The following is a 13,433-nucleotide window of genomic DNA, read 5'->3' as shown; positions in this document are numbered from 1 at the left end:
AGGGAGTAGTTTGCGCGGCTTTTCGCGTGGCAAGTCAACATACTGACCGTGCGGTCTGGCTTGTCTTAAAAAACGAGACTCATGTGTGGTTTTCCCATGCATGGTCTTTTTTATTTGACTCATGTATGGTACAAACCATGCCTGGGTCTTTTTTGTTGGAATAAATGGAGGAGATTTTGCAATGAACGAATTTATGACAACAAAAGAGGTGCTGTTGGATCACCTCAAAACAGATTCTGAATCAGGATTGACATCACAGCAGGCAGAGGAAAACCGCCAATTATATGGTTCGAACACCCTTACCCGGCAAAAACCGGAATCATTATTCAGACGGATATGGAAATCCGCCACGGAACCGATGATTATCATGTTGATTCTGGCCGGGCTTATCGCCCTTGCCGTCAATATTTTTCGAGGGGTAACAGGCGGCGAAGCCGATTATTTGGAATGTGTGGGCATTTTTGCCGCTATTTCACTTTCGGTCATCATTACTGTTGTCATGGAAGGAAGAAGTGCGAGAGCCTTTGAAGCACTTTCTCAAATCAGTAATAATACAGTCATTAAGGCAATACGCGACGGGAACACCGTCATGCTGGATCAGAATGAAATCGTGGCTGGAGATATCCTTTTGCTTTCCACCGGGGACAAAATTCCTGCAGATGGCAGACTGCTTGAAAGTGTCGGTCTGACTGCTGATGAATCGGCATTAACAGGAGAAAGCGTTCCGGCAAAAAAGGATGCGGAATATATTATAGCGGATGAAAAACTGCCGCTTGCGGAACGGGCCAACATGCTCTACTGCGGAAATTTTATCACAAACGGCCACTGCAAGATGGTTGCCATCTCTGTAGGCGATTCTACCGAGTTTGGTAAGATTGCCCGCGAGCTGACAGAATCGAAGCAATCCAGTACGCCATTACAGGAAAAACTGGCACGGCTTGGAAAGACCATCACAATACTTGGTGTGATCGCCGCTTTTACCGTGTTTATTGCCCAGCTCATTTCTTTTGCCGTACAGGAAGGGCTGGCATTGGAAGAAGTTATGGAAGCCTTTGTCACCAGTATTGTGCTGATCGTTGCCGCTGTACCGGAAGGGCTGCCCACAATTGTGGCGGTGTCCCTCTCTATCAATATTATCAAGCTGTCGAAACAAAACGCCCTGGTCAAAAAAATGATTGCTTCCGAAACGGTTGGCTGTATAAATATTATCTGTTCCGATAAGACCGGCACGCTGACGGAAAATAAAATGACAGTAGGTGCTTTTTATGATACGGAATGGCACAGGAATACCGCTGAGCTGGTATCCGGTTGGCTGATTCATAATATCTGCCTGAACACTACCGCAGATATCAGCGAGGATGGTACATTTATCGGCAATCCAACCGAATGTGCCCTGTTGAACTTCTACGAGAATTCGTCCGGACGAAAAAGCAGCGGCAAATCATACCGCGATGAACGCAGCGATCACAATGTCCTGCACGCCTTTCCGTTTTCGTCAGAGCTCAAGCACATGACCACAATTTCAAAGGTTGATGGAAAAATTATTTCCTATGTCAAGGGCAGCCCAGAATGTATCTTTTCCATGTGCAGCCTGTCTTATGAAGCAAAAGCCCATATTGAAAAGCATATGATACATGCACAGGAAAAAGCCATGCGCGTGATCGCTTTTGCACACAAGGAACTCCTCTCTATGCGGGATTATGAGGAAGAAACAGCGCATCAGGCAATGGAAAGCGGCATGGTGTTTGACGGATTTGTGGCCATTTCCGACCCTCTGCGCTCAGATGTGTATGCAGCGGTGAAATCCTGCCGTGGGGCGGGCGTTGGGTTGAAAATCCTTACTGGCGACAACATCATAACTGCCACAGCCATTGCAAATGAATTGCATATTTTGGACAACGGTTCTGTTGCGGTTGAAGCGAAAGACATTGCGGATATGAGCGACGAGGAACTGTCTGCTAAGATACAGACCATTAGTGTCATCGCCCGGAGCACACCAACGATTAAAATGCGTATTGTAAAGCTCTTAAAGGCACAGGGCAATGTGGTTGCCGTAACAGGTGACGGCATAAACGATGCTCCGGCGTTAAAAAATGCTGATGTGGGAATTGCAATGGGGATTTCCGGCACAGAGGTTTCCAAGGAGGCAAGCGACATTGTTCTGCTGGATGATTCCTTTTCCACCATTGTCAAGGCAGTGGAGTGGGGGCGCAATATTTATGAAAACTTCAAGCGGTTTATCTGCTTCCAGCTGACTGTAAACCTTTCGTCAGTCATTGTTGTATTTACGTCGATTCTTTTGGGATTAAAAGCACCCTTCACTGCCTTACAATTATTGTGGATTAATATTATAATGGACGGCCCTCCCGCATTGACCCTGGGTTTGGAGCCAAACTACGATGATCTGATGACACGGCAGCCCACAAAGCGGGGCGAAAGCATTGTATCAAAAGCGATGCTGGGCCGGATTGCTGTCACAGGTGTTTATATGTCTGTCATTTTTCTGTGTCAGTATCTCTTTAACTTTTTGGATGCAACAACAGACCAAATGCCGACAGTTTTATTTACGCTGTTTGCATTGTTCCAGCTTTTCAATGCTTTTAATTGCCGTGAACTTCATAGCAACAGTATTTTTAAGAATTTATTAAAAAACAAGCTCATGCTGCTGGTAGTTGGCACCACCTTTATTCTGCAGGTAATCATTATTCAGTTTGCCGGTGCATTCTTTGGTACAATTCCACTTGATCTTATGATGTGGGGTAAACTCTTCGGAACGGCGTCCAGCGTGGTTGTGCTGTCTGAGCTTGTAAGGCTGTGCTGGAGATGTATAAAGAAATAGGAGAGTTAAATCAGTCAGTGCGATCGATTCCTCAGCGGCGGATCATATGATAGAAGAACTGGAAGGCAGAAGTCTTCAGTTGTTCTCTAAACGAAACAAAGAACTGATACCAATACGAAATTACGCAATTTCCAGACGGAAGAGATCACCCGGCCTCTTCCGTTTTTTCTTATAATCATTATATCTGTACACACATACTTTTTTACGGGCAAGCCTTTTATGAATAAACGTTCTTTTATGGATATTTCAAGCTGCCCTGTCATGTTGTTTCACATATCTGTTATTTTGCTTTCGTAACCACAGTTTTTATGTATATAATATGATCTTTGCAATAAAAATATCTTTTCCCTTATATTCCGAAAGATTATACGAAAAGATTCTAAGGCCGCCTGATAATCAGAAGCAAAAGTTAAACTTTTGATATGTATGTTATTGACACAAGTCCAATCCATTGAATACAATTTTTGTTGCTTCTTCCAGAATCTCATTTGTGTTCAGCTTTTATTCCTATTTTCTTATCAAAAAAAGCGGTAGCTTTGATTGCGTACTTTTCAAAACCACCGCTTGCCATAAATAATTTAGCTCAAAAGTTATTTACGTCTAACCGGCAGGACCCTGGAAAAAAATATTATATTTTGAGTAAAAATATCATTTCTTCTCCATATCCGGATCATAAATTTCTTCTGAAAATTCCGTTAAAATACGCCGATGCTCCTGTGTTCCCGCCGGATATTGTTTCTGTTGGGGCAGTTTCCGTTTGCTTGTTGCCTTTACAATTGCATAGCAGACCGTAAAAAAAGCAACGAGAACAATACCCGCAAGGAACCCCAAGGTTTGTCCTTTTAAAAATGGCATGCTGAACATGGCTATGATCAGTCCGGCCATGGTAAACAGGGAACTGTAGGGAAATCCGCACAGACGGCAGTTTCCTTCCGGTTTCCCGTTCTTTTTCCGGAAACGGATATGAGTAAACATGAGCACAATATAAGTGAAAAGCAAAGCGAATCCCCCGGAGCTGATCAAAAACAGATAGACTCCCGGAAGAAGCAGTCCAACGTACAGAAACAGCATCATACATAAGCCGGAAAATAAGATTCCCCGGTAGGGGACATCGGTTTTGTCCTTTAAGAATGCAGGACCAAGCCGTTCATCCACAAGAGAACGGAGCATTCTTCCGATTCCAAACATGGCGGCCAGCATAGTAGACAAAATTGCACTGATTAATATAACTGTCATGGCAGTGCCGGCCCAGGTCATTTGGTAGCGGTTTAAGGCCGTAACCATGGGGCTTACGTTTTCGCTTAACGAATCGCTGGGGACCAGCAGCAAAAGAACTGAAATACACAGAATGTATAGTGTTACCAGCCAGAAAACCGTTAAGTGGATGGCGCGGGGCACATTTTTTTGTTTATTTTCTGTTTCGCTGGCAGCCAGTCCGATGATTTCAAAACCTGCATAGGTGAATAAAACGATCAGCATGCTTCCTGCCAGGCTTTTTAAGCCCCCGGGGAGAAATGGCTCTGATCGCAATATGCTGCTTCCTAAGGGACGGGAGCCAGGTAATACACCCAATACGATCATGGAACCTAAAAGAATAAATCCGATAATAGCAATAATCTTTATTGCTGACAGAACACTTTCCAGATGACTTAGCTGTTTTGCACCCAAAAGATTTAATAACGTGACCCCGACGATCAAAGCAGTGCCCAGAATTGGGATTGAAACGTCCGGAAACCATGTCCGGAATAGCAAGGCAACGGCGGTAGCCTCGCTGGACATGGAAATGACCATTCCGGTCCAATAGACCCAGCCCACCACAAAGCCTGTGCCACTGTTTATATACTGAGAAGCAAATGTTCGGAAAGAAGCAGAATCCGGATTGGATACCGTCATTTCTGAAAGCGCAAATAAAATGAAATAAACCATAACAGCGCAAATCAGATAAGAAAGAATAATTGCCGGGCCGGCAGCCTGTATGGCAACCGATGAGCCTAAAAAAAAGGAACCTCCGATTACGGTTCCCAGAGCCATCATCGTTAAGCGGCCTGCAGTAAGACCTTTTGCCTTATTTTTCATAGGATTCCTCGCTTTTAATTTTTGTATTATTATTTCATATAACGGAAAAGTTATTCGAAACATTGAAAATACATTGATAAAGCTTAATTAAAGAAAAAATTTAACATCCTAATTTCCGGCATAGATCAGGACCTCAATTTTAAAGAAACCAGGAAAGAAGTTTCTGGAAATTCGACAAAATTCGTAGTATAATGAAATGGAAATCAATGATCATGAAAAAATTACAGTAATTGAGGAAAAAGGATGCTAAAACGGCTTTTGATCATCAGCGCAGTCACCATAGTTGGGGTGCTGGCGCTTCTGCTGTCCATGCTGTGGGGCAAGGAATATGTCCCGGAAACCCGGCTGACTGCAAAACAGGGCAGAATGGATGCCTCCGCGTGGAATATAGATCGTGACCCTGTCCTGCGTCTGGACGGGGAATGGGAATTTTACTGGAATAAGCTGCTAACGCCAGAAGATTTCCAGGCTGAAAGTACTTCACAATCCGCCGCTTATATGCAGGTCCCCTCCTTATGGAGTAAAAAGACGGTGCAGGGAACAACACTTCCCGTTTTTGGCTGCGCAACCTACAGGCTGGTGCTGGAGCAGGTCCCATTTCGGGGAAGACTGGCGCTGAAAAAAGTCAACGCGCGCTTTTCCAGCCGGGTATATGTCAACGGACAGGAGTTGCTTGCTGATGGAATTCCTGCACAGCAGGCAGAGAGTTACCGGTCCGGCAATACACCGCAGCTGGTTTTTTTTGAAAATTACAGCGGGAGAATTGAAGTCATAGTTCAGGTAGCCAATTATGAGTATCTCAATTCCGGCATTCCGGCATCCCTGGAGCTTGGGCGGGAGGATACCATGCTGGAGCGGCACCAGCGCAAACATCTGGCGTCTCTTTTGATTTTTGCAACCCTGTGCACAATTGCCCTTTTACATATGATTTTTTTTATCATTACCCGGGACGGTGTGCTGAAAAATCCCATGCTTTTGCTTTTTTCCCTGTTCTGTTTTTTACTGGCGTGGGGAAACGGGCTTTCTGATCAGCGTTCTTTGCTGCTTCTTTTGCCGGATATTCCCTTTACGTTGGCTTTTAAGCTTAAGGATATCTGCCTGTCCGCAGATTTTATCGTTGTGATTTGGATCTTCTGTAAATTCAGGAGCGGTCTGCTTCAGCTGCGCTTAGCCCGTCTGGTTTCGCTGGCATACAGTATCTATTTGGTGATGATTCTGGTACTGCCCATCCATGCGTATTACAAAATCCATGCAGCTGTGATGGTGTGCAATACGGTTGTTTTGCTGGTGCTTCTGATCCGGTCGGTTCGTCTATATGTCCGGAATGCGGAAGGCTTTTTACTGTTTGTGGCCCTGCTGTCGGTGAATCTGTATTCTGCGGATGCGATTTTGTTTTCTTTGGGAATCAAGGAAAGCTCCGGCTTTATTCAGGTGTTTATCCTATTTTTCACCGTAGTGATGATCGCGTACCTGTCCATGGAATACCGCAATACGGTTGAGCGCCTCCGCCGTTCCATGAAGAAGGCTCAGGAGGCGGAAATTGCTTTTCTGCGGGCACAGATCAAGCCTCATTTTCTCTACAATTCTCTCAGCGTGATCGTTGCGCAGACAACCCAGGAGCCCCAAAAGGCCAAGAACCTGCTCTATGATCTGACTGATTATCTGCGGGGCAGCTTTCACTTTGAAGCACATGACGGCATGATTCCCTTATCCGGAGAATTGAATACGGTAAAAGCCTATCTTTCCATAGAACAGGCCCGATTTGGGGACTTACTTGAGGTGGTTTATGATATCGAGGAAGGTCTGGACACCATGGTGCCTCTTTTAAGCATCCAGCCGATTGTGGAAAATGCCGTCCGCCACGGTATCTTCAAACAGGCGGAGGGCGGCAGGCTTTTTCTGCAGATCCGCAGAGAAAATGATTTTGTTGTGATCAAGGTGGAGGACAACGGCGTTGGAATTCCAATTGAACGTTTAGATGGAATTCGCCGGGGAGACTGTCCCGCTGCCGGAGTAGGATTAAAAAATATACAGGGCAGACTTGAGAGTTACAAAGGCGCCCGGTTGAAGATCGAAAGTACGGAGGGAGTCGGAACGGTGGTGACTCTTGAAATTCCATATAGGGAGGTATTGCATGAGGGCGATTTTAGTGGATGATGAGGAGATGCTGCTGCGCGAGATGGAACGGCTGCTTGCAAGCTATCCGGATCTTGAGATTGCGGGCAGCTATACAGATCCTATGGAGGCACTAAGGGAAATAGAATCAACACGGCCAGAGCTGGCCTTTTTGGATATAGAAATGCGTACCTTAAGCGGACTTGAGCTTGCCGAGCGGCTGCTGCAGCGAAATCCGGATTTGAACGTGTTGTTCGTGACGGCCTATAACCAGTATGCCGTGGAAGCATTTGAGATCAATGCCATTGACTATATTTTAAAGCCGGTCCGTCCTGAGCGGCTGGAAAAGACTATGGAGCGGATACGGCGTAAACGGGGAATACCGCAGCCGCCAGAGACTCTTCGGATACAGTTTTTTGGAAAATTCAGTATTTATCTGGGAAAAGAAGCTGTCAAATGGAACCGCAGCAAGCCAAGGGAACTGCTGGCTTATTTTCTTGCAAACGAAGGTATTTGGCTGGATAAGTTTAAAATCTGCGATGACCTCTGGCCGGAAAACAGTCCAAACCAGGCATTGCGCAATTTGCAGACAGCGGTCTGGGCCATTCGCAAATGTCTGCGGGAATATGGGATTTCTGCCGCGTCCATTGCCTATGCAAATGACAGCTATATCTTCAATTTAAAGGATTCCCAGTGGGATGTGCGGCGGTATGACGAGGCGTTCCGGCTGTTTATGGCAACCGGCAGTTCTGCTGCAGGATGTGAGGCAGCTGCCCTGTATACGGAAGATTACCTGGCGTATGAGGACTGGAACTGGGCAAGGGAGAAAAGAGCAGGTTACGCAATCAAGCAACAGAGATTACAGGAGCGGTTGTCCGCAGCAGGAAGAAGCACCGCTGTGTAGAGCAGATCAAAAGAACCGGATTAAAGTTGGCTGATAAGGCTGATTTTAATCCGGTTCTTTTGTTTTGCGCCGCTGTGTTGAGAATTCGTTGAGAGGCAGTTGATATAATCATAATTGGAATATTGTCGAAAAGGACAGAAATAGGAGAATTCTTGTATATTCCAGAAGTGGAGACAGAAGGAGGAAGACGTATGATGAAACACTTATTTTCCCGGCGCATACTGGCCATGACTTTATCGGCGGCCATGGTGCTGGGAGGGGCTCCGTTTGCGGCGATGGGTAAGACAGACATTGGCGGGGGCGGAGAAATTACGGAATTTGACTCATTGCCGTCATGGATGGCAAATCAGGAGGTGGAGGTTGGTGCTGATCTTTCGGATGTAAAGCTGCCGGATACGCTTACCGCCACAGTGCGGTTAGAAATCCCCATAAAGGATAGGGATTCAGAAGAATCGGAGCAGGAAGAAAACATAGGAGAGGATCCGGCTGAGGAGGCCCCTGCCGAGGCAACTCCCAGCTCGGCGATTCAAATATGTAAGACACAGGAAGATCCAAAAGGGATAGAAATTGTTGAAACCGCTGTTTCCATCCCCGTAACATGGGAAGCTGAACCGGAATTTGACGGCGAGACACCGGGCAGCTATGTTTTTGCACCTGAGCTGACGCGGGAATACACGCTGTCCGGGGACGCAGAGATTCCGGTAATTACCGTGACAGTAAAAAAATCCGCAATTTCGGTCAGGACTGCGGGGGCAATGATGACACTGGCAAGCGGAACCGGCTGGTCGCTGGATGAGGACGGTACGCTTACGATTTCAAGCGATATGGGTATGTCAGGCTGCAGTGGATACTTATTCAACCATACGGCAGATGCAGCGCGGGTAAAAGAAGTTATTATTGAAGACGACGTAACAAAAATCAGTGCATTTTATGGCTGTACAAATATGACACAAATAACCATCCCCGATACGGTGACAAGCATTGGGCAGCAGGCATTTAGAGACTGTGCCTCTCTGGAAAGCGTCGCCCTTCCTCCATTGCTGACAACGATTGAAGTGCAGATGTTTCAGGGGTGCAGTTCTCTTAGCAGTATTACTATTCCCCAATCAGTAACCCGTATTGGCAATTATGCCTTTGACGGCTGTTCTTCACTGACGCAGATCACCATTCCGGATTCTGTAAAGGAGGTTAATGTGTGTGCCTTTTCCGGCTGTACCGGGCTGACTGAGGTTACTTTTGAAGGTGAAGTGCCGCCAACAATAGGGCCTGATATCTTTTACAACTGCCCCAAGCTTGAGGCAATTTATGTGCCGGCTGACAGTACGGACACATACAAGACGGCAGCAAATATGTTAAGCTATGCAAGTAAGATTAATCCTATCGTCATTGATACCGGATGGACGCTGGATGACGACGGAAAGCTGACGATTAAAAACGATGCGGGCATGGCAAACTGGAGTTCCATCTACGTGTTTGATGTAGTCAGAAGTGCGGTAAAAACAGTTGAAATTCTCAGTGGTGTGACAAACGTTGATAATAAGGCATTTTATAATTGCACTTCATTGACGGAAGTTGAAATCCCCAACAGTGTAAAAAGCATTGGGTTTAATGCTTTTTACAACTGCAGCTCATTGACAACCATTGAAATTCCAGGCAGTGTGACAAAGATTTCCGAGTATGTATTTGCCACATGCGGAGCATTGCAAACGGTAACATTTGAAGGTGCGACTCCTCCGGCGACAGGCACTCAAATTTTTTATGGCTGCAGTAATCTTGAAGTGATTTACGTACCGGCAGGCAGTAAGGGCGCCTATAAGGCCATTCCAAACCTTGGTATATACGAGCAATTGATTTTTGAACTGAAGACGGCAGTAAGCAACACATCCGGTACGGGAAGTGTGACCTACAACGGCACCCTCATAGACCTTACTTCAGTATCCGGTTTGTTCATTGTAGATTCTAACGCTGGTGCAAGAACCTATAGGGTTGAATCCGGCGGTACCGGTACAGGAACAATTTCAGGAAGCAGCCTCACTGTCACTAGGGCAGGAATAATCAGAATCGGTCTGGAAACAGCGGAGACTGATACACATCAGGCCGGTTCCATGGTAATTGCTACGCTTACTGTGACCAAAGGAATACAGAGTGCCCCTTCAGGACTTGGTAAGGCGGATACAACGATTTATGGGGGAAGCGACGGAAAAATCACTGGTCTGGCCGCCAACGCGAATTATGAGTATAAACGGAACGGCGGTTCCTATTCCAAAGCAGCTTCCAATGCTGCCGGTGAAATTACCGGACTGAGTGCAGGCTCCTATGCAGTGCGTTTCACAGCAAATGATCTGTACAATGCAAGCCCGGATTCGACGGAGATCATAATTGGAGAAGTTGTCCGGCAGAGCAGTGCAAAGGATGTGACAGGAGTTACTTCTCCAGGCAGCGCCGCGATCAGCGGCACGACCATTGCCGCAACCGTTGCAAACAGCGTAACCAGCCTGACCGTAACTCTTACGGTGAGCGCAAATGCGACATGGAAGCTGTACAGTGATGCCGGCTGCCAGAATGAAATCTCAAATAAAACCATGACCCTGAACGCAAACTCAAATACGGCCTATGTGAAGGTGAGGGCACAGGATGGTACAACACAGGTTTATACCTTCACCATCACTCGCCAGAGCAGTTCCGGAGAAAGCTCTCACAACAATGGCTCTGGTGGAAGCGACTTCAGTGGAAGCTCTTCTTCCGTGTCATCCGTTAAACCCACAGCGCCAGTTACCGGTACCACGGAAAATATGGCCACCGTGGACAGTAACGGCAATGCCAGTACAACTCTGACAGATAAAAACATCACAGATTCCATTGCCGCCGCTGCGGCAAATGCCGCAAAGCAAGGCAAGAACGCCGGAGAGATTACGGTTTTAGTCCATGTTTCCATGAGTGGACTGGATGCGGACACCGTTACGGTGAATCTGCCTGAAACGACCCAGCAGCAGATCATCAGTAATAAAATTGCCGCTGTAGAGCTGACCATCGACCGCCCGGATATTGTCATGGGACTGAACAATGAGGCAATTACTGAAATTAACAGACAGGCCAACACAGACGTTCAGCTGACCGCGGCAAAAATAGACAGTGCAACCCTGGGAACAGCGGCAAAGAAGGCCATCGGCAGCCGTCCGGTTTTTGAATTCAAGGCAAGCTATCAAGGGGGTATGGGAGCTGTGACGGACTTCGGCAACGGAACCGTTTATGTGAGTCTCCCGTATACACCGGCCCAAAACGAGAAAATCGGCTATTTATATGCAGTGTATGTGGATGATAAAGGAATTGTCAGCCGTGTTCCCGGTTCAGCCTATGATGTCAACAGCCAAAGCATTATTTTTGCCACCAATCATTTTTCTGTATATGGAGTCAGCTACACTGACCCCACCGCTCAGTTTACTGATGTTTCCTCTCATTGGGCAAAGGACAGCATTGACTATGTGGCGGGACGGGGATTGCTGACCGAAACTTCAAAAGATACGTTTTCTCCCGATGCTGCCATGACGCGGGGGATGCTGGTTACAGCTCTCGGAACGCTTGCTGGCGTGGAAGAAGAAAATTACATAACCAACAGCTTCACCGACGTTAAGGCGGACAGTATCTGCCGCCCTTATATTGAATGGGCGTACAGCAAGGGTATCATTCAAGATGTGGGCAACAGCAAGTTTGCACCTGACAGGGCGGTGACCCGTGAAGAAACCGCAGCGATCCTTGCAAACTATGAAACAGCAACCGGCTGTACTATGCCGGCAATCCGCGAAGCCGTGGCTTATGCGGACGCATCTGCAATTGGAACCAGCTATCGTTCTGCGGTTACAGCCATGCAGCAGAAAGGCATTATGATGGGCGGCAAGGACAATAAATTTAATCCCAAGTCCAGTGTCACACGTGCAGAGTTTTCCTCCATGCTGCACCGGTATATCAAACTGACTATTAATCCTGCAACTGCCCAGGGCTGGGCGCTGAACGATGCCGGACAGTATTTGTACTACAAAGATGGAAAAGCCCTCACCGGTTTTAGGGAGCTTGGTATAAATGGGAACAACAAGACCTATTATTTTGCCGAAGACGGCATCATGGCAGCTGGAAAGTGGCTCCAGATCGACGGCAGATGGTATTACCTCAATGCTGAAGGCTGCCTTGAAAAAAGTACCAGAGTTGGCGAATATGAGGTAGATGAAAACGGTGTATGGAAAACAACATAAGGAAAGCAAAAAGTAAACTTATCAAAAGTCGGGGCTAAAGTTAAGAGTCTATGGAGCTTAGCCCTATGATTGTCCAGCTATGGGAAACAAAGGAGCTTGCCTTCTTTCAACAGAGAGCGGGCTCCTTTCAGTTTTCAAAGAAGCGGAGGTGATGGATACGGATTTTATATTTAAAGAGAATCATTACAGATTATTGTTTGAAAACAGCATGGATGCCATATTAATTACTACAGTGTCCGGTGAAATTTGCCGGGCAAACCCGGAAGCCTGCAGACTATTTGAAAAAACCGAAGAAGAATTATGCCGTGGCGGCCGTGCGGCGATTGTTGATTTGGGCGATCCGAAGGTAGCTCTTGCAATGAGAGAAAGAAACAAGCTGGGATCAACAAGAGTGGAGCTGACATTCATAAAAAGCAATGGAAGTAAGTTTCTGGCAGAATGTACGTCGGTAATCTTTAAAGACGAAGAAGGATTTGCTCTTATCGCAATGACCTTCCGAGATATCACTACCTATAAGCATAGCGTGGGAAATCTTATAAGAAGCAATGAAGAAATTATTTTTCTGGCAACTTTTGATTATCTGACGGGGGCTTTTAACCGGGGCAGTTTTATTCAGAAATTAAAAGCAGAGATAGAGCGGGCGCATTTCGGAAAGATCGCAATGTCCTTACTTTTGATTGATATAGATTATTTTAAACAGATCAATGACCAGCATGGCCATCTTGGCGGGGATATTATCCTCAAGCATTTTACGGAGTGTGCACAGTCCAGACTGCGTTTCCGTGATTTTCTAGGTAGACTTGGGGGCGATGAGTTTGTGGTATGTCTTGCAGATACGGTGTTGCCGGAGGCAGCAGGCATTGCCGAACAACTGAGAATGGCTGTGGAAGAGCTAAATATTTATTATAATTCCACTCTGATCAGAATCACAATCAGCATTGGAGTTGCCCAATACAAGTTAGAAATGGGAATGGATACAGATGCCATTATCTCAAAAGCGGATGAATGTCTTTACCGGGCAAAAGCAAACCGGAACTGCATAGTAAGTGAAGAATAATAGGATAGAAGATTTCAGCAATTTGTGAGCGGGTATTCGTAATTAAAAAGACAGGGGTAATTTTTTAATGCAAGAATTTGGGGTTATGTTTTTCAAAACGAAAGGCATGGCCTTTTTATTTTGCCGATATAAATGGCCTGGACACACTTTTGTTTGTCAGTAATCTGAGGCGATATGTTCCTTTAGAGGGGGCAT

6 protein-coding genes are annotated in these 13,433 nt (G+C 46.2%); 5 read left to right on the top strand and 1 reads right to left on the bottom strand.

What is annotated here, in order from left to right; translation table 11 throughout:
• Positions 1 to 181 precede the first annotated feature (181 nt).
• The gene (locus K401_RS0126380; protein WP_024295760.1) at positions 182 to 2,839 is read left to right on the top strand and encodes a calcium-translocating P-type ATPase, PMCA-type; all 2,658 of its coding nucleotides are present in this window, start codon (positions 182 to 184) and stop codon (positions 2,837 to 2,839) included.
• Positions 2,840 to 3,487: 648 nt separating this feature from the next.
• On the opposite strand, the gene K401_RS0126375 is transcribed toward K401_RS0126380, so the two are convergent.
• Positions 3,488 to 4,915: an amino acid permease gene (locus tag K401_RS0126375; RefSeq protein ID WP_024295759.1), complete on the bottom strand. Its 1,428-nt coding sequence runs from the start codon at positions 4,913 to 4,915 to the stop codon at positions 3,488 to 3,490.
• Between the two features lie 243 nt (positions 4,916 to 5,158).
• On the opposite strand from K401_RS0126375, the gene K401_RS0126370 reads away from it, so the two are divergent.
• From K401_RS0126370 to K401_RS0126355, 4 genes are all read left to right on the top strand, one after another.
• Complete coding sequence (locus K401_RS0126370) at positions 5,159 to 7,072, top strand: sensor histidine kinase (protein ID WP_024295758.1); 1,914 nt, start codon at positions 5,159 to 5,161, stop codon at positions 7,070 to 7,072.
• A complete protein-coding gene (locus K401_RS0126365) occupies positions 7,050 to 7,934 on the top strand; it encodes a response regulator (protein ID WP_024295757.1) in 885 nt (294 codons plus the stop codon). Before K401_RS0126370 ends, K401_RS0126365 begins: the two co-directional genes overlap by 23 nt.
• A gap of 191 nt (positions 7,935 to 8,125) precedes the next feature.
• Positions 8,126 to 12,181, top strand: a complete 4,056-nt coding sequence (locus tag K401_RS32080; RefSeq protein WP_024295756.1) for a leucine-rich repeat protein — start codon at positions 8,126 to 8,128, stop codon at positions 12,179 to 12,181.
• 151 nt (positions 12,182 to 12,332) lie between these two features.
• Positions 12,333 to 13,238, top strand: coding sequence for a sensor domain-containing diguanylate cyclase (locus K401_RS0126355; RefSeq protein WP_029701018.1), 906 nt, complete (start codon positions 12,333 to 12,335; stop codon positions 13,236 to 13,238).
• Positions 13,239 to 13,433: the final 195 nt, after the last annotated feature.

It is taken from the genome of Lacrimispora indolis DSM 755 (genome assembly GCF_000526995.1).
Lineage (GTDB): Bacteria > Bacillota > Clostridia > Lachnospirales > Lachnospiraceae > Lacrimispora > Lacrimispora indolis.
This window is presented reverse-complemented; position numbering and strand designations above follow the sequence as displayed.